This window comes from Ramlibacter sp. MMS24-I3-19 (assembly GCF_050320135.1).
Lineage (GTDB): Bacteria > Pseudomonadota > Gammaproteobacteria > Burkholderiales > Burkholderiaceae_C > Ramlibacter.
In genome coordinates this window covers 3,955,167-3,972,768 of record NZ_CP190017.1, presented here as the reverse complement: position 1 = coordinate 3,972,768, position 17,602 = coordinate 3,955,167, and the positions used below count along the sequence as shown (strand labels likewise).

Here is a 17,602-nt window from a genome sequence, read left to right as displayed (position 1 = left end):
GGAGGAACGCGGGAACGGAACGCGAAAGACGCGAAAGGTCCGCGAAAGACGCAAAAGATCTCGACGCAAAGGCCAGGTCTGCTGACTTGGTTTCGCGCCTTTTGCGAGCTTTTGCGCCTTTTGCGTTCGGCTGTCCGCTCCCGGATTATTCCTTGACTGCGCCAGTGAGGCCGGAGACGTAGTACTCGACAAAGAACGAGTAGATGACCGCCACCGGCAGGGACCCGAACAGCGCGCCGGCCATCAGCGGCCCCCAATGGTAGACGTCGCCTTCCACCAGCTCGGTCACCACGCCGACGGGAACCGTCTTGACCTCGGACGAGGAGATGAAGGTCAGCGCGTAGATGAACTCATTCCAGGACAGAGTGAACGCGAAGATGCCGGCCGAGATGAGGCCTGGCACCGAGAGCGGCAGCACGATCTTCCAGAGGATCTCCAGCCGGGAGGCGCCGTCGATGAGCGCGCACTCCTCCAGCTCGAACGGGATCGAACGGAAGTAGCCCATGAGCAGCCAGGTGGAGAACGGGATCAGGAACGTGGGGTAGGTGAGGATCAGCGCCCACTTGGTGTCGAACAGGCCCAGCTGGAACACGATGCTGGCCAGCGGGATGAACAGGATGGACGGCGGCACCAGGTAGGCCAGGAAGATCGACAGGCCGATCTGGCGCGCGCCGCGGAAGCGCAGCCGCTCGATGGCATAGGCAGCCAGCACCGAGCACAGGAGCGAGACGAAGGTGGCGACTACGGTGACGACCACGGTGTTCCACAGCCATGCGGGATACGAGGTCTCGAACAGCAGCTTGTGGAAGTGCGTCAGCGTCGGATGGACCACCCAGAACGGGTTGCCGTCGCGGGACAGCAGTTCGGCGTCGGGCTTGATCGACGTGATGACCATCCAGTAGAACGGGAACAGCAGCACGAACACGAAGATCGCGAGCGGCACGTAGACCGTCACCACCCGCCGCGGCAGCGACGTGAGGTAGTCGATGCCCTGGGTGTCGGTGTCGTCGTTCTTCTTCATGTGTCGGAGCCGCCTTGCTGCCATGCGCGGCGCTGCAGGCCGAAGTAGCTGAACAGGATGGCCGCCAGCAGGAACGGCACCATCGCCACCGCGATCGCCGCGCCTTCGCCGAGCGCGCCGCCGGAGATGGCGCGCTGGAACGACAGCGTGGCCATCAGGTGCGTCGCATTGAGCGGGCCGCCGCGCGTGAGCACGTAGATCAGCTGGAAGTCGGTGAACGTGAACAGCACCGAGAACGTCATCACCACCGCGATGATCGGCGTCAGCAGGGGCAGCGTGATGAACCGGAACCGCTGCCAGCCGCTGGCGCCGTCGATGGCGCCGGCTTCATAGAGCGAGGGCGAGATGGTCTGCAGGCCTGCCAGCAAGGTGATCGCCACGAAGGGCACGCCACGCCAGATGTTGGCCACGATGGTGGAGATGCGCGCATTCCAGGGATCGCCCAGGAAGTCGATGTAGTGGTCCATCAGGCCCAGCTTGACCAGAGTCCAGCTGATGATCGAGAACTGCGCGTCGTAGATCCACCAGAATGCCAGCGCGGACAGCGCGGTGGGAACGATGTACGGCAGCAGGATCACGCTGCGGAAGAAGGTCTTCAACGGCAGCCGCTCGTTCAGCAGGATGGCCAGCCACAGCCCCAGCGCGAACTTCACCACGCTGGCGACGAAGGTGTAGAACAGGGTGTTGAAGAGGGCCAGGCGGGTGACGCTGTCGTTCCAGAGGAACTTGTAGTTCTCCAGCCCGATCCAGGCGCCGCCGCGGCCGATCTTGGTGTCGGTGAAGCCCAGCCAGATGCCCAGGCCCAGCGGGTAGGTGAGGAACAGCAGCAGCAGCACCGCCGCGGGCAGCATGAATGCCAGCCCGAGGACGTTGCGGCTGTTCTGCAGGCGCTGCAGCGCGCCGGGTCGCCCCGACGCGGCAGGCAGGGTCTCAGACCTTGTAATAGCGCTCGGCACGCTGCTGGGCCCTCTGCATGGCTTCCTTCGGGGTCTTGGAGCCGCTGACTGCCTCGGCCACCATGTTCACGACGATGAAGTCCGCGCCCGCGCCCGCCGAGGCGTAGCCCAGCTTGCCGGCGTAGCCCGCGGGACGCATGTTCTTCACGGCGTCGCGGTAGGGCGTGTTCTTCGGGTCCGAGGTCCACACCGCGCTCTTGGTGTATGCCTCCAGCGGCGGCGCCACGTAGCCGCCCGCGCCGGTCTGCCACGGGTCGAACTGCTCCTGCTCCATCATGAAGCGCAGGAATTCCTTGGCGGCCTTCGGGTACTTGGTGTACTTGAAGATCATCTGGTTGAAGAACAGGTGCGACTCGGTCGGCACGCCCACCGGCCCGATCGGGAAGGCGGCGTGCTGGATGTCCGAGGCCATCTCCTTGACCTTGGGGTCGGTGGCGTTCTTGGCCGCGTAGTAGATCGAGATGCCGTTGTTGGTCACCGAGATCTGGCCGTCCAGGAACGCCTTGTTGTTGTTCGGGTCCAGCCACGACAGGGTGCCCGGGATGAAGCTGGCGTACAGCTCCTTGCCATACTCCAGCGCCTTCGCGGTCTCGGGGCTGTCGATCACGACCTTGTTGTTCTTGTCGACCAGCATGCCGCCGAAGGCCCACACCAGCCAGTTGCACCACAGGCCGTCGCCGGTGGCGTTGCCCAGAGCCATGCCGCCGGGCGTGCCCTTGTCCTTCAGGGCCTTGAACATCTTCAGGAAGTCGTCGGTGTTCTTCGGGAACGCATCGAAGCCGGCGGCCTTCACCTGGCTCTGGCGGTACACCATCATCGAGCCCGCGCAGCCCAGCGGCACCGCGATCCACTTCTTGCCATCCGGGCGGCAGTAGGCCTGCGCTCCCGGGAACCAGGGGCCGTACTTCTTGCCCAGGTACTCGGCCAGGTCGGTGACGTCCAGCAGCTTGTCCGGGTACAGGTTGGCGTCGTCGTTGGTCGACAGGATGATGTCGGGGCCGCCGCCGGTGTTGGCCGCCACGGCGGCCTTCGGACGCACGTCCTCCCAGCCCTCGTTGTCGACGCGCACGGGGATGCCGTACTTGTCCGAGAACTTCTTGACGTTGGCCATGTACGCGTCCTCGTCGCCCTGCACGAAGCGCTTCCAGCGCAGCACGCGCAGCGTGGCGCCCTTCTCGGGCTGGTTGTTCCACTGCTGGGCGAAGGCGGCGGAGGGCCACAGCGTGGGCACCGACACGGCGGCGGCGCCGGCCGAGGCCTTCTGCAGGAACTTGCGACGGTTGTCGGACATGGAGGTCTCCTTCGTTGGTGGGGTTGTGCGCAAGGGAAAAGCGGGAAGCGATCAGGCGGCCAGGCGGGCGCCGCTGGCGGCGTCGAACAGGTGGGCACGCGTGACGTCGGGGCGCAGGCGGATCACCTCGCCGGGACGGAACGCGTGGCGGTCGCGGAACACGCTGGTCAGGTCGACGCCGGCCAGCTTTGTGAAGACCTGGGTGTCGGCGCCCGTGGGTTCGACGACCACGACTTCGGTGGGCACGCCGTCGCCGTTGCTGGCGAGTTCCATGTGCTCGGGGCGCGTGCCGTAGATCACGCTGCGGCCGTCCTCGGCCGACGCCGCGTTGGACGGCACGGGCAGCGACAGGCCCTCGGCGAACTCGACGCGGGCGCTGCCATTGGAGCGGCGCACGACGCCGGGCAGGAAGTTCATCGCGGGCGAGCCGATGAAGCCGGCCACGAACTGGTTGGCCGGGTAGTCGTACAGCTCCAGCGGCGAGCCGGTCTGTTCGACCACGCCGTCACGCATGACGACGATGGTGTCGGCCATGGTCATGGCCTCGATCTGGTCGTGCGTGACGTAGATGGAGGTGGTCTTCAGGCGCTGGTGCAGTTCCTTGATCTCGGTGCGCATCTGCACGCGCAGCTTGGCGTCGAGGTTGGACAGCGGCTCGTCGAACAGGAACACCTGCGGGTCGCGCACGATGCAGCGGCCCATGGCCACGCGCTGGCGCTGGCCGCCGGACAGCTGCCGCGGGTAGCGGTCGAGCAGCGACTCCAGGCCCAGGATGGACGCCGCCTTGCGCACGCGCTCGTCGGCGACGGACTTGGGCTGCTTCGCGAGCATCAGGCTGAACGCCATGTTGTCGCGCACGGTCATGTGCGGGTACAGCGCGTAGTTCTGGAACACCATGGCGATGTCGCGTTCCTTGGGCAGCATCGCGTTGACCACGCGGCCGCCGATCAGCACCTCGCCTTTGCTGATCTCCTCCAGCCCCGCGATCATGCGCAGCAGCGTGGACTTGCCGCAGCCCGAGGGGCCCACCAGCACGGTGAAGTGGCCGTCCTGGATGTCGATGTCGACGCCGCGGATGATGTGCGCGGTGCCGAAGAATTTCTCCACCTGCCGGATCTGAACTGATGCCATCGCGTCCCTGGAACGTTGGGCCGGGCGGCCCCACATGGGGCCCGCAGCACCGGCGCGCCATCAGAATCCCGACGGGGTGTCGCCGACAACCGGGGAAACACCGAGCAGGGACTTTCGTCATATGGTCATACGATTGGTTGCGTTCCCCGCCCGGCGCCCATGATCAACAACGTCCACGGCAACACGGTCGCGCACCTGGGCACGGCCATCGTCGCCGGGCGCTACCTGCCGGGCGCCGCCATCCCGCCGGAGCCGCAGCTGGGCCAGGAGCTCGGGGTCAGCCGCACGGTGGTGCGCGAGGCCGTCAAGTCGCTGGTCGCCAAGGGGCTGGTGTCCACCGGCCCCAAGGTCGGCACCCGCGTGCTTCCGCCGGAATCCTGGAACTGGTTCGATCCCGACGTCGTCACTTGGCAAAGCCGGGCCGGGCTCACGCGCGAGTTCCTGCGCGACCTGCAGGAGTTGCGGCGACTTGTCGAGCCTGCTGCCGTTCGCATGGCGGCCGAGCGGGCCACCGCGGCCGACCTTGCCGGGCTCGAATCCGCGTACGAAGGCATGCGGCGCGCGGTGGTGGAAGGCGGCGAGTACGTGCGGCACGACCTCGCGTTCCACCAGGGCCTGCTGCGCGCCGCGCACAACCGCATGATCGTGCAGATGAGCAAGGCGCTCGGCCCGCTGCTGCGCACGAGCTTCGAGATCTCCACCACCCGCAAGGGCAGCCCGCGCGATTCGCTGCCGCTCCATCGCGCAGTGCTGGATGCCGTCATCGCGCGCAAGCCGGCGCGGGCCGAGAAGGCGGCGCTGGTCCTGATCGATGGCGCGCGCGACGACATCGAGGTGGTCCTGGCCACGCGCCGCCGCCTGCCCAGGCTCGACGATCCCGCGCCCCTGCTGCGCGCGTCGCTGTGAAGGCCAGGCTCGCGAGCCTGTCCTGACCACGGCGCGGGCGGGGTGATGTGCAACCAGAAGGTTGCATGAAACCGCCGGCCGCTGCATGATGAAGTCGTGCAACCAGAAGGTTGCGCGTCAACCAACCCCCAGGAGCCCGCCATGGCCACAGCCACCACCCCCGACCTGAGCGACCGCATCGAACGCAGCATCCACATCCAGGCGCCGCGCAGCCGCGTCTGGCGCGCCCTGTCCGACGCCGAGGAGTTCGGCCGCTGGTTCGGCGCCGACCTGCAGGGGCAGCGGTTCGCGCCGGGCAGGCGCGCCAGCGGCCCGATCACCTTCGAGGGTTACCGGCACGTGCTGTTCGACGTCACCGTGGAGCGGGTCGAGCCCGAGACGCTGCTGTCGTGGCGCTGGCACCCGTACGCGGTGGACCCGAAGGTGGACTACAGCGGGGAGACGCCCACCCTGGTCGAGTTCACGCTGGAGGAGGTTCCCGGCGGCACGCTGCTGCGCGTGGCCGAGTCGGGCTTCGACGAGGTGCCGCCCGAGCGCCGCTTCGAGGCCTTCCGCATGAACTCCCGCGGCTGGGACGCGCAGATGGACTGCATCCGCCGCCATGTCGAGGCCTGAGGTGGCGCCGCGCGCGCCCGACCTGGCCGACGTGTTCTTCGCGCTCGGCGATGCCACGCGGCTGCGGCTGGTCGCGGTGATGTGCGCGGGCGGGCTGTTCTCGATCACGCAGCTCACCGCCAGCAGCGACATCACGCGGCAGGCGGTGACCAAGCACCTGCGCGTGCTGGCCCATGCCGGGCTGGTGCGCGACGTGCGCGCCGGGCGCGAGCGCCTCTGGCAGCTGGATCCGGCGCCGCTGGACGAGGCACGCCGGTCGCTCGAGCAGATCGGCCAGCAGTGGGACCGGGCGCTCGGCCGGCTGAAGGCGTTCGTGGAGAACGAGGGTCAGTGAGCCAGGATGGATGCGGCTCAATCGCGCCGCATCTCCCCCGACAGCAGCACGCAGCGCCCCTTCGCCGTGGGCACCGTGCGCAGCAGCGCCGCTGCCACGTCGCCGGCGTGGATCGATCGGTAGTTGGCCGGGATGACGGGACGCAGCCAGGTGCTGATGCGCAGCGCCAGCTTCTCGCCGCCGCGCTCAGGTTGCCCCAGCGAGCTGCGGTCGCCATGGAGGAAGGAGGGCCGCGCGATCACCAGGCCTTCATAGCCGAGGGCGCCCAGCGCGTCCTCGAGTTCACCCTTCACGCGGTTGTAGAACACCGAGGAGTGCGCATCGGCGCCCATCGCGCTCACCAGGCCGAGGCGCCTCGCGCCCGCGGACAGGGCGGCTTTCGCGACGGCGAGGTTGGCTTCGTAATCGACCGCGCGGAACGCCGGCCGGCTGCCCGCGACCTTGATCGTCGTGCCCAGCGCGAGGTAGACCTCGTCGACCGCGGGCAGCGGAGGCAGCGCCGCGAAATCGACGCGGTGGTGCGCCAGCTTGGGATGGGGCGTGTGGTCGTCGCGGCGGCCCAGCGTGTGGACGTCCGTGACCTGCGGATCGGCGAGCAGCCCCGCGAGGATGCCGCGGCCCACGAGGCCGGTGGCGCCGGCGAGCAGGGCGGTGCGGGTTGGCATGGCGGCATTGTGCGTGGCCCGTCCGCCGGCGTCATCCTGCGCGCAGCAAAAAAAGAGCGCCACGGGGCGCTCTGTGCACTGGTCATTCCCGCCTTCGCGGGGACGACGGTCAGCTGCCGTACTTGCGGTTCTGGTTGTTGCGGGCACCGTAACCACCGCCGCCGCCACCGTTGCCGCGATTGCGGTTGCCGCCACCGCCGCCGCCGCCGCGGCGGGCGCCGTTGCCCATGCTGTCGATGCTGGTGCGCATCGGATCGGGCTGGCCGCCGTTGCCGCTGGCGGGGCGGCGCACGCCGGTCATGTCGCGCCGGCTGGGCAGCGAGGTGCGCAGCGGATCTACGTTGCGCGGCAGCTTGTCGTTGCCATCGTCGCGCTCGTCGTCGTAGCGCTCGTCCTGGGCGACACGGGGTTGCTGGGGACGCAGCTGCTGCGGCGGGCGCTGGCCCTGGCCGTTGCCGCCGTTCACCGGACGCGGACCCTGGGGCTTGTTGCGCCCCTGGCCGTTGCCGTTGCCGCCGCGCGCGGAACGCTGCTCGCCATTGCTGCCGCCGTTGCCATTGCCGCCGCCGTTGCCATTGGCGTTGGCGTTGGCGTTGGCGTTGCGGCCGCGGCCTTCACCCTTGTTGTCGCGGATGCGCTGCATCATTTCCTGGCGCGCGGCCTTGGCGGCAGCGGCCATCACGTCGCGGCTGGGCGGCTTGCCCGCCCCGCCCCACAGGGTCTGGCGGCCCATGGCGATGGGCTCGGCCCGTTCGCCCGGCTCGGGACCGAAGCCCTCGACGACCTGCGCGGGGATCTGCTGCTTGGTGAAGCGCTCGATCTCCTGCATGAAGCCTTCCTCGTCCAGGCACACCAGGCTGACGGCCTGGCCTTCGCGGCCGGCACGGCCGGTGCGGCCGATGCGGTGCACGTAGTCCTCTGGCACGTTGGGGATCTCGTAGTTCACCACGTGCGGCAGGTCGTCGATGTCGATGCCGCGCGCCGCGATGTCGGTGGCCACGAGGGCGCGGATGTCACCGCTCTTGAAGCCGGCCAGCGCCTGGGTGCGTGCGCCCTGGCTCTTGTTGCCGTGAAGGGCCATCGCGGTGACGCCGTTCTTGTTCAGGAATTCGGCGACGTTGTTGGCGCCGAACTTGGTGCGCGTGAACACCAGCACCTGGCTCCAGTCGTGTTCCTGGATGATGTGCGCCAGCAGCTGCTTCTTCTTGCCGCGGCCGACTGGGTGCACGACCTGCGTGATGCGCTGCACCGTGGTGTTGCGCGGGGTGACCTGGATGCTCTGCGGGTTGCGCAGCAGCGTGTTGGCCAGGTCGCGGATCTCGTCGGAGAAGGTGGCCGAGAACAGCAGGCTCTGCTTGTCCTTGGGCACCAGCGCCAGCACCTTCTTCACGTCATGGATGAAGCCCATGTCCAGCATGCGGTCGGCCTCGTCGAGCACCAGGATCTCGACGGTCGACAGGTCTAGGTGGCCCTGCTGCTGCAGGTCGAGCAGGCGGCCCGGCGTCGCGACGAGGATGTCCACGCCGCCGCGGATGCGGTCGATCTGCGGATTCATCCCCACGCCGCCGAAGACGACCGTGGAGGTGAGCGGCAGGTACTTGCCGTAGGTGCGCACGGACTCTTCCACCTGCGCGGCGAGCTCGCGCGTGGGCGTCAGCACGAGGGCGCCGATACCGTCCTTGCCGAATTTGTTGGGCTTGCCCTGGCCCTTGGAGAGCTTGTGCAGCAGGGGCAGCGTGAACGCGGCGGTCTTGCCGGTGCCGGTCTGTGCGCCGGCCAGCAGGTCGTGGCCCTCGAGCACGACCGGGATGGCCTGGGCCTGGATCGGCGTGGGCGTTTCGTAGCCCTGTTCGTGGACAGCCTTCAAGATGGCCGGGGCCAATTTCAGTTCGTCAAAAGTCATTGAGTTGCGCGCCAACCTGGCGCAGGGCATCGGCCTCGACGGCGCGTGAGCGCCGAGTCAGTCAGAAGGGCAGATGGGTTCGGGATCGGGAGGCGCGCAGGCCGTGGCGGCTGGCAGCTCCCCAGCGGAGCGCTGGCTCGCGGATCGACTGCTGCCCGCGAGAGCGCCTATTGTCTCATGCTTCACACCGCTGGGCTCCTGCGTGGCCGAAAAGCACGGTTCCGCTCCCATAATGAGCCCGACCATGGCGAAGATGCTCAAGCTGAAACTGGGGGTGGCCGACGATCCGGCGGCCCTGCAGCCGTCGTTGAACGACTGCCTCTCGACCATGCTGCAGCAGGCGGAGACGCTGATGGGCGAGGTGGTGCAGGGCCTGGTGAAGGGCATGGCGCCGCTGGGCCCGCACAGCGTCCCCGAGTTCCAGCGGCCCAACGTCAAGACCGCCATCCTCGCGCTCGACATGGATCGGCAGGCCGCGCGGGACACCTACAAGGCCGAGCTCACGCGCCTGGTCTACGAGGGCGGCGGCAAGGAGACGGTGCAGACCGAGGTGCTGCGCTACGAGGACCTCCAGCTGTTCGGCGACGACGAGCTCGACCAGAGCATCGAGGTCGCGCGGGCCCTGCAGGAGGTGCTGCTCGCCGTCGACGACGTGCTGCCCACGCTGGACGCGCTGGTGTGCACGCTGATGGGCTGGCGCACCATCCAGCCCGGCCTGAACCCGATCCGTCCCGACGTGTTCGTGCGCTCGCTGCAGACCACGCTGGCCAGGCACGTGCCGGACGCTGCGGCGCGCGAGATCCTGGTGACGCCGGCTGGCGGCCTGCTGGGTGCGAACCTGCGCCGCCTGTACCGCGAACTCGCCGACTGGCTGCAGTCGACCGGCGTCGAACCGGCCGTTCCGCCCGGTGGCAAATCGAAGGGCGGCGCCAATGCGTCAGCACCGGCCATGGGCACCATGGCCAAGACGATGCTCACGCTGGACCGGCTGCGCAAGCTGCTGGCCGGCGATTTCGACCAGCCCAAGGGCAAGCACGAGTTCCTGCACACCGTGCCGGCCTCGATGGCGATGCTGCAGGAGCTCAAGCAGGTCGATGCGCTGGTCAAGCGGCTGGAGCAGCGCCCCAAGCCCACGCCCGCACCGCAACCCGTGGACATGCTCGCAGCCGCGACGCACGAACCGCCGGCTGCGGCGCGCCTGGGCCGGCAGCTCTCCGACGAAGTGCTACGGCTGATGTTCGACACGCTGCTGCAGGACACGCGCCTGCTGCCCGCGTTCAAGGAGCAGCTGCGCACCGTCGAGCCCGCCGTTCGCAAGCTGGCCGACCAGGACTCGCGCTTCTTCAGCGACCGCACCCATCCCGCGCGCCAGTTCCTCGACCGCATCACCCAGCGCAGCCTCGCCTTCCAGAGCGAGAACGACGAGGGCTGGCAGCGTTTCCTCGACACCGTGCAGTACGGCGCGCGCTGGCTGGCCGACAGCAAGGTGGTCGATGCCGACGTGTTCGGCGAGCTGCTGGACCACATGCAGTCGGTGTGGGCCGGCCACGACTCCACGCTGCGCCAGCGCCGCGAGGATGCCGCCCGCGCGCTGCTGCAGGCCGAACAGCGCAACCTGCTCGCGCAGAAGCTCGCGCAGGACTTCGAGCAGGCCTGCAAGGGCGACGAGGTCGCGCCCTTCGTGCTGGAGTTCCTGCGCGGCTGCTGGGCCCAGGTGGTCGCCCAGGCCCAGCTCACCTGCGCCGACGGCTCCGACGATCCGTTCGGCTACCGTGCCCTGGTCGACGACCTGGTGTGGAGCGTGCAGGTCGGCCCTGGCGAACGGCAGCGCGCGCGCCGACTGGCGCAGATGGTGCCGACGCTGCTGGCCCGCCTGCGCGAAGGCCTGGCCCGCATCGACTACCCGGCCGAGCTGAGCCAGCGGTTCTTCGACAGCCTGATGGCCCTGCATGCCACGGCGCTGCAAGGCGTGTCCGACGAGGCGACGCAGGCCCTGGCCGAGGCCGTCCCGGCGCAGCCGGTCGACGTCGAGCCGTGGCTGGCGGAAGGCGAAGCCCAGGATTCGGGATGGCTCGACGGCGACTCGGTCGCAGGCGAGGAGATGCTGGCCGAGATCGGCGACCTCACGTCGCCCGAGCCGCGGCCGGCCACGGAACTGCGCACCGGCACGTGGGCCGAGCTGCTGGTGGGCGGCGAATGGACGCGCGTGCAGCTCACGTGGGCCAGCCCGCACGGCACGCTGTTCATGTTCACGGCACTGGCGGGCACGGCGCACTCCATGTCGCGCCGCACGCTGGACCGGCTGCGCGCGCAGGGCAAGCTGCGCATCGTGGCCGAGCGCAACGTCGTCGACGACGCGCTCGACCAGGTCGCCAAGGCGGCGCTGAAGAACAGCCTGAACAAGGGCTGAGCTTCGGCAAGGCGGCCGCGCCGGCCGCTTTCCCCATTCCATTGCTGGTTGGCAGGCCTGCGGCACTTCGGGCGCAGGTCCGGGCGGCGAACCGGGATAATCCGCCCCTTTCCCCGCACACAGAACACCGCCAATGGCCCAGTACGTCTACACCATGAACCGCGTCAGCAAGATCGTGCCGCCCAAGCGGCAGATCCTGAAGGACGTCTCGCTGTCGTTCTTCCCGGGCGCCAAGATCGGCGTGCTGGGCCTCAACGGCTCGGGCAAGTCGACGCTGCTCAAGATCATGGCCGGCATCGACAACGAGATCGAGGGCGAGGCCACGGCGATGCCCGGCCTGAAGATCGGTTACCTGCCGCAGGAGCCGCAGCTCGATCCCGAGCAGACCGTGCGCCAGGCCGTCGAAGGCGGCATGGGCGAGGTCAATGCCGCCAAGCAGCGCCTCGAGGAGGTCTACGCCGCCTACGCCGAGCCCGATGCCGACTTCGACAAGCTGTCCGAGGAGCAGGGCCGCCTCGAAGCCATCATCGCGGCCGCGGGCGCCGAGAGCGACACCGAGCACCAGCTGGAAATCGCGGCCGATGCGCTGCGCCTTCCGCCCTGGGACGCCACGATCCGGAACCTGTCCGGCGGCGAGAAGCGCCGCGTCGCCCTGTGCCGCCTGCTGCTGTCCAAGCCGGACATGCTGCTGCTGGACGAACCCACCAACCACCTGGATGCCGAATCGGTGGAGTGGCTGGAGCAGTTCCTCGCGCGCTTCCCCGGCACCGTGGTGGGCATCACCCACGACCGCTACTTCCTGGACAACGCCGCCGAGTGGATCCTCGAGCTGGACCGCGGTCGCGGCATCCCCTGGAAGGGCAACTACAGCACCTGGCTGGAACAGAAGGAAGCGCGCCTCGAGGCCGAGCAGAAGGGCGAGGAAGCCCACGCGAAGGCGATGAAGCGCGAACTGGAGTGGGTGCGCAAGAACGCCAAGGGCCGCCAGTCCAAGAGCAAGGCGCGCCTCGCCCGCTTCGAGGAACTGAGCGACGTCGAATACCAGAAGCGCAACGAGACGAACGAGATCTTCATCCCCGTGGGCGAGCGCCTGGGGCACGAGGTGATCGAGTTCGTCAACGTGAGCAAGTCGTTCGGCGACCGCCTGCTGATCGACAACCTGAGCTTCAAGGTGCCCGCGGGCGCCATCGTCGGCATCATCGGCCCCAACGGCGCGGGCAAGTCCACCCTGTTCAAGCTGATCGCGGGCAAGGAGAAGCCCGATAGCGGCGAGGTGAAGATCGGCAAGACGGTGCAGATGGCGTTCGTCGACCAGCACCGCGACGAACTGGCCGACAACAAGACCGTGTGGGAGGACGTCTCGGGCGGCCTCGACATGATCAACATCGGCAAGTTCCAGATCGCCAGCCGCGCGTACTGCGGCCGCTTCAACTTCAACGGCCAGGACCAGCAGAAGAAGGTGGGCATGCTGTCCGGCGGCGAGCGCGGCCGCCTGCACCTGGCCAAGACGCTGCTGCAGGGCGGCAACGTGCTGCTGCTGGACGAGCCTTCGAACGACCTGGATGTCGAGACGCTGCGCGCGCTGGAAGACGCGCTGCTCGAATTCGCCGGCAGCGTGCTGGTGATCAGCCACGACCGCTGGTTCCTCGATCGCATCGCCACCCACATCCTGGCCGCCGAGGGCGACAGCCAGTGGGTGTTCTTCGACGGCAACTACCAGGAGTACGAGGCCGACAAGAAGAAGCGCCTGGGCGAAGAAGGTGCCAAGCCGAAGCGGGTTCGCTTCAAGGCCCTCAAGTAAGCCAGCGCAGCGCCCGCGAACCGGCTGCTGGATGCCGGGTCAAGCCCGGCATGACACCTCCGGGGTGGGCGCCACGGTGCTCGCGGTGCTGTCATTGCGCGCTTGACCCGCAATCCAGTCCGCACCGGATCAACTGATCGCGGTAACCGTTCGCACCTCTCATCGACCGCGCAGGAGCACGCGCCGAGAATCTCCGCATGACGGAGTTCGAACTCAAGCTCGAGATTCCGGCCGATCGCCTCGCCGCCGTCGAGGCCGCGGTGGCGGCCGAGCCGGCCACGCGCATGCGGCTGCGCGCCCTTTACGTGGACACGCCCGATCGCGCGCTCGCGCGGCACGGCATCGCGCTGCGGCTGCGCCAGGAGGATGGCGCGTGGGTCCAGACCGCCAAGGCGCGCGGCCGCGGGCCGGTGGAACGGCTGGAGCACAACGTGCCGCTCGACGCAAAGGGCGATGACGCGCCGGCGCCGGACACCGCGCGCCATGACGGCACGCCGCTGGAGCGCCAGCTGCGCGTCGCGCTGGCCGACACCTCGGATCCGCGCTGGGCGATCGTCTTCGAGACCGACGTCGAGCGTGTGCTGCGCGAAGTGCCCCATGGCGACAGCGTGCTGGAACTCGCGCTCGACCAGGGCAGCATCCACGCCGGCGATCGCAAGGTCATGGTGCGCGAGCTCGAGATCGAGCTGAAGTCGGGCGATCCGGCCGACGCCGTGTCGCTGGCACGCAGCTGGGTGGCGCGCCATGGGCTGTGGCTCAGCACGAGCAGCAAGGCCGAGCGCGGACAGCTGCTCGCCGACGGGCAACTGTCCGCCGCTGCCGTCCACAACGACGCGATCGACTTTCCGCGCAAGGCCCGCTCCGGCGAGGTGGTGCAGGCCGTGCTCGCGTCGTGCCTCGGGCATGCCGTGGCCAACGCCGGCGCGATCGCGGCCGGCAGCAACGAGCAGGAGCACGTGCACCAGCTGCGCGTGGCGATCCGCCGCCTGCGCACCGCGCTGCGCGACCTGCAGCCGCTGGCGCCGATGGACGCGGGCTGCGAGCCGGCCCTCGTCGAGACGTTCCGCGCGCTGGGCGAACACCGCGACCAGTTCCATGTCACGCGCAGCCTCGAACCGCGCATCGAGGCGGCGGGCGGGCCCGTGCTCGCGGTGTCGCCGGCGGCGATGCCGGTGCCGGATCCGGGGGAGGTGGTGCGTGCGCCGGCCTTCCAGGACGCGCTGCTCGAACTGCTGGGCCAGCAGGTGGCGTTGGCTGAAGGCGATCGGTCGCCGCGCAAGCACGCGCGGCGCAGGCTGCGGCGCCTGTGGCGGCAGGTGGTGCGTGATGGGGCGGACTTCAGCGCGCTCGATCCGGTGCTGCAGCACCGGGTGCGCAAGCGGCTCAAGCGGCTGCGCTACCTGGCCGAGTTCACGCAGCCGCTGTTCGGCAAGCACGGCACGCACGCGTTCCTGGATGCGCTCAAGCCGGTGCAGGACGCGCTGGGCGACTACAACGACGGCCAGATGGCGCTGCAGGCCTATGGCCGCATCGCGCAGGACGAACCGAAGGCGCTGTTCGGCGTCGGCTGGCTGACCGCGCAACGCGAGCCGCAGGCGCGCGAGTGCGAGAAGGCGCTGCGTCGCCTCGGTCGCCGGGCCGAGCCGTTCTGGGACTGAGTCAGGCGGCCGTTGTCACCGGCGCCTGCGCCGGCGCGTTGGCCAGGCGGGATCGCACCAGGTTGATGTTGCTGCGCAGCGCGTACAGCTCGTCGGCGTACGACAGCGGCACGTTCACGCGGGACACGCGGTGTTCCAGCGCGTCGAGTTCACGCTCAAGCTCCGGCACGCTTTCCGGTTCGGCGGCGCGGCGGTCCTCGATCGCGCGCAGCTGCGCGTACCAGCGGAACACGCGCGAGCGGATGCGGAACGTGTACAGCGGCGGCACGATGCGCGACAGCGGCAGCAGCACCGCCACGATGATGCCCAGCGCCAGCCACATGCGTTCCACCAGGTTCGCCAGCCAGAACGGCAGGTAGCGCTGCAGGAACGGCATGCCAGCCTGGATGGTGCGCTCGGCTTCCGGCGAGATCGGGAACTCGGTGTGTTCGATGTTGGGGAAGGCGCGCGCCTGGTTGAACCAGCCGGCCGGGCCGTGGATGCGACGCGCCGCCTGCGCGAACAGCTCCACCAGTGCGGGGTGGGTCTTCTCGCGCGTGATCAGCGAGGTCGTCGTCGCGACCAGCCGCACGTCCTGCGGCGGCCGGTCGGCGGCCAGGTCGACGATGCCGCGCGGCAGCACCACCGGCGACAGGAAGGGGAACCGGCGCGAGTAGGCCTCGTTCTGGGCGAAGTCCATCAGCTTCACGCCCGGCGTCTGCAGCAGCATCTGCACCATCAGCGACTCGGGCGCGGAGGCGAACACGAGGACGTCGAGCTGGCCATCCAGGAATGCGACCGTCGCGGGCGTGTCGTCCTGCTGCGAGATCGTCATCGAGGCGAGGTCGATGCGATTGGCCTCGAACAGCTGTCGCATCAGGCGCGGCACGCCACTGCCTCGCGATCCCGCGTTGACCCGCAGGCCGGTCAGGTCGGCCAGCGTGTGCAGCGCCCCGTCCGGCTTCTTCTTCGCGACGTCCTCGCGGTAGAACAGCCAGAGCGGCTCGAGGAACAGGCTGCCCAGCGACTGCAGGCCCTCGACGCGCTTGGCGGCTTCCTCCTCGCTGCGGCCCGACGTCGTGCCGCCCTGCACGAAGCCCAGGTCCGCCTTGCCCTCGCGCAGCAGGCGCGCGTTGGCACTGGAGCCACCGCTGGGCACCAGTTGCACCTTGATGCCGAAGCGCGCCAGCTCGGCCTGGTAGCGCTTGCCGAATTCGTCGTACGCGCTCTGCGCCGGGCCAGTGGCCAGGCGCACTGTCTTGGGCGGGTTGGGGTCGAGCCAGAGGTACGCGAGCACCAGCAGGCCGATGGCGAGGAACGCCACCGGACCGGCCGAGATGAGGAGGTCGCGCACCGAAACGACGGTGTACCGGATGGCGCGGGTCATTCGCTTTACACGTTGCATGCGGCGGGGAAGTGCAGTCCGGGAACGTCGATGGCACGGGCGGCACGCACGGCGCGCACGGTGGCCAGTGCGACCGCCTCGGCGGCCATCGTGGCCAGCACCATCATCTCGGCAGCTTCGCCGGAGGCGCCGGTGCCGAGGGCAAAGAGGGTGTCGCCATCGAGCATGGTGTGCGCCGGCTGGATGGCGCGCGCCAGGCCGTCATGGCCAACGGTGGCCAGGCGCGCTGCCTGGGCCTTGGTGAGCACGGCATCGGTGGCGATCACGCCGATGGTGGTGTTGGCGGCGGCGACCAGCCGGCGCGGCGGCATGCCGGCCAGCAGCGCGCGCCGCGCATCGTGGAATCCGGAACCTTGCGGCTGCCGCGCGCCGGCCACGATCTTCCCGCTGTCGGGATCGACGACGTCGCCCAGCGCATTGCAGGCGATGAGCGCGCCGACGGTGAACGGCCCCACGCGGACCGACGCCGTCCCGATGCCGCCCTTCATCGCGTGCTCCAGCCCGAAGATCTTGCCGACCAGCGCGCCCGTGCCGGCGCCCACGTTGCCTTCGGCGGGGGACTGCGCGCTTGCGGCCTCGCAGGCGCTCTCGCCGGACTGCGCGTCGGGACGGATGGAGGCATCGCCGAGGTACAGGTCGAACAGCACGGCGGCCGGCACGATCGGCACGCGACCGGGCCCGACCTGCAGCCCGATGCCCTGGCGTTCCAGCCAGCGCATGGCGCCCGACGCGGCGTCGAGCCCCCAGGCGCTGCCGCCGCACAGCATCACCGCATGCACGCGGTCGACCAGGTTGGTGGGCGAGAGCAGGTCGGTCTCGCGGGTGCCGGGCGCCGCGCCGCGCACGTCGACGCCGCCGACCGCGCCTTCGCGCGCCAGCACGACCGTGCAGCCGGTGGGACGGCGGGTGTCGGTGTGGTGGCCGACCTCGATGCCGCGGACATCGGTGATCGCGCCTTGCGCGGGCAGGGGTGTGGGGGAGCTCATCTCGGCGCGGGGTGCGAGCCCATCATAGCGGGGCGGCAGCCGTGCAGGACTCGTCCGACACCCCGTGCTCCCCGGGGACGACAGTGGCCCAACGCTGGGCTTCCTACAGTGGCCCGAGGGCTGGCATCCGCCGGCACGCCATCACGACGCAAACCGGAGCAACCCACATGAACAGCGACACCACCACCGAGTCCCCCTTCCCCACCAGCGCTTCCACCGGCGGCAGTTCGGCCGGCGGCCTGGACCAGGGCACCGTGCAGCGCCTGGCGCAGCGCGCCCACGAGGCCGTCGACCGTCTCGAGCAGACCATCGGCACCGGCAGCGAGAAGATGATGGGCATGCAGCAGGAATACGGCGACATGGCCCGCGAGCAGGTGCGCAACAACCCGCTGGCCGCGATCGGCGTCGCATTCGCCGTCGGCATCGTGTTCTCCAAGCTGTTCATGCGCTGAGGTGTTCGCGCCCGGGACTCCGGTCCCGGCGTGCTGCCTGCATGAAGAAGGCCGGGACGATCCCGGCCTTTGTCATTGGTGGGCCCGCA

At 69.3% G+C, this 17,602-nt stretch carries 15 protein-coding genes; 7 read left to right on the top strand and 8 right to left on the bottom strand.

Annotated features, from left to right (window positions below):
* Nucleotides 1-145: 145 nt before the first annotated feature.
* From ACPWT1_RS19620 to ACPWT1_RS19605, 4 genes are all read right to left on the bottom strand, one after another.
* Nucleotides 146-1,021, bottom strand: coding sequence for a carbohydrate ABC transporter permease (locus tag ACPWT1_RS19620; protein WP_427912809.1), 876 nt, complete (start codon nt 1,019-1,021; stop codon nt 146-148).
* Nucleotides 1,018-1,872, bottom strand: coding sequence for a carbohydrate ABC transporter permease (locus tag ACPWT1_RS19615; protein WP_427912808.1), 855 nt, complete (start codon nt 1,870-1,872; stop codon nt 1,018-1,020). Before ACPWT1_RS19615 ends, ACPWT1_RS19620 begins: the two co-directional genes overlap by 4 nt.
* A gap of 79 nt (nt 1,873-1,951) precedes the next feature.
* Nucleotides 1,952-3,268 (bottom strand): ABC transporter substrate-binding protein, encoded by a 1,317-nt coding sequence (locus ACPWT1_RS19610; protein WP_427912807.1) that lies wholly within the window; start codon nt 3,266-3,268, stop codon nt 1,952-1,954.
* 51 nt (nt 3,269-3,319) lie between these two features.
* Nucleotides 3,320-4,399, bottom strand: a complete 1,080-nt coding sequence (locus ACPWT1_RS19605) for an ABC transporter ATP-binding protein (RefSeq protein ID WP_427912806.1) — start codon at nt 4,397-4,399, stop codon at nt 3,320-3,322.
* A 159-nt stretch (nt 4,400-4,558) separates the two neighbouring features.
* Here ACPWT1_RS19605 and ACPWT1_RS19600 point away from each other — a divergent pair, with 159 nt between their 5' ends.
* From ACPWT1_RS19600 to ACPWT1_RS19590, 3 genes are all read left to right on the top strand, one after another.
* A complete protein-coding gene (locus ACPWT1_RS19600; protein WP_427912805.1) occupies nt 4,559-5,305 on the top strand; it encodes a FadR/GntR family transcriptional regulator in 747 nt (248 codons plus the stop codon).
* A 141-nt stretch (nt 5,306-5,446) separates the two neighbouring features.
* On the top strand, nt 5,447-5,920 hold the full coding sequence (locus ACPWT1_RS19595) for an SRPBCC family protein (RefSeq protein WP_427912804.1): 474 nt from the start codon (nt 5,447-5,449) through the stop codon (nt 5,918-5,920).
* A complete protein-coding gene (locus ACPWT1_RS19590) occupies nt 5,907-6,254 on the top strand; it encodes an ArsR/SmtB family transcription factor (protein ID WP_427912803.1) in 348 nt (115 codons plus the stop codon). The genes ACPWT1_RS19595 and ACPWT1_RS19590 overlap by 14 nt, the downstream gene beginning before the upstream one ends.
* 17 nt (nt 6,255-6,271) lie before the next feature.
* Here ACPWT1_RS19590 and ACPWT1_RS19585 read toward each other — a convergent pair whose 3' ends face one another.
* Both ACPWT1_RS19585 and ACPWT1_RS19580 read right to left on the bottom strand, forming a co-directional pair.
* Nucleotides 6,272-6,919, bottom strand: a complete 648-nt coding sequence (locus ACPWT1_RS19585) for a nucleoside-diphosphate sugar epimerase (RefSeq protein WP_427912802.1) — start codon at nt 6,917-6,919, stop codon at nt 6,272-6,274.
* A gap of 109 nt (nt 6,920-7,028) precedes the next feature.
* A complete protein-coding gene (locus ACPWT1_RS19580) occupies nt 7,029-8,822 on the bottom strand; it encodes a DEAD/DEAH box helicase (RefSeq protein ID WP_427912801.1) in 1,794 nt (597 codons plus the stop codon).
* Nucleotides 8,823-9,066: 244 nt separating this feature from the next.
* On the opposite strand from ACPWT1_RS19580, the gene ACPWT1_RS19575 reads away from it, so the two are divergent.
* The 3 genes from ACPWT1_RS19575 to ACPWT1_RS19565 all read left to right on the top strand — a co-directional run bounded on the left by ACPWT1_RS19575 (nt 9,067) and on the right by ACPWT1_RS19565 (nt 14,691).
* The gene (locus tag ACPWT1_RS19575; RefSeq protein WP_427912800.1) at nt 9,067-11,232 is read left to right on the top strand and encodes a DUF1631 family protein; all 2,166 of its coding nucleotides are present in this window, start codon (nt 9,067-9,069) and stop codon (nt 11,230-11,232) included.
* A 133-nt stretch (nt 11,233-11,365) separates the two neighbouring features.
* On the top strand, nt 11,366-13,033 hold the full coding sequence (ettA, locus tag ACPWT1_RS19570) for an energy-dependent translational throttle protein EttA (RefSeq protein ID WP_427912799.1): 1,668 nt from the start codon (nt 11,366-11,368) through the stop codon (nt 13,031-13,033).
* A 197-nt stretch (nt 13,034-13,230) separates the two neighbouring features.
* The gene (locus tag ACPWT1_RS19565; protein WP_427912798.1) at nt 13,231-14,691 is read left to right on the top strand and encodes a CHAD domain-containing protein; all 1,461 of its coding nucleotides are present in this window, start codon (nt 13,231-13,233) and stop codon (nt 14,689-14,691) included.
* Nucleotide 14,692: 1 nt separating this feature from the next.
* Here ACPWT1_RS19565 and ACPWT1_RS19560 read toward each other — a convergent pair whose 3' ends face one another.
* Together ACPWT1_RS19560 and ACPWT1_RS19555 are read right to left on the bottom strand one after the other, a co-directional pair.
* Complete coding sequence (locus ACPWT1_RS19560; RefSeq protein ID WP_427912797.1) at nt 14,693-16,057, bottom strand: TAXI family TRAP transporter solute-binding subunit; 1,365 nt, start codon at nt 16,055-16,057, stop codon at nt 14,693-14,695.
* A gap of 5 nt (nt 16,058-16,062) precedes the next feature.
* Nucleotides 16,063-17,061, bottom strand: a complete 999-nt coding sequence (locus ACPWT1_RS19555) for a P1 family peptidase (RefSeq protein WP_427912796.1) — start codon at nt 17,059-17,061, stop codon at nt 16,063-16,065.
* Nucleotides 17,062-17,228: 167 nt separating this feature from the next.
* On the opposite strand from ACPWT1_RS19555, the gene ACPWT1_RS19550 reads away from it, so the two are divergent.
* Complete coding sequence (locus tag ACPWT1_RS19550) at nt 17,229-17,513, top strand: DUF883 family protein (RefSeq protein WP_427912795.1); 285 nt, start codon at nt 17,229-17,231, stop codon at nt 17,511-17,513.
* The last annotated feature ends 89 nt before the right edge of the window (nt 17,514-17,602 follow it).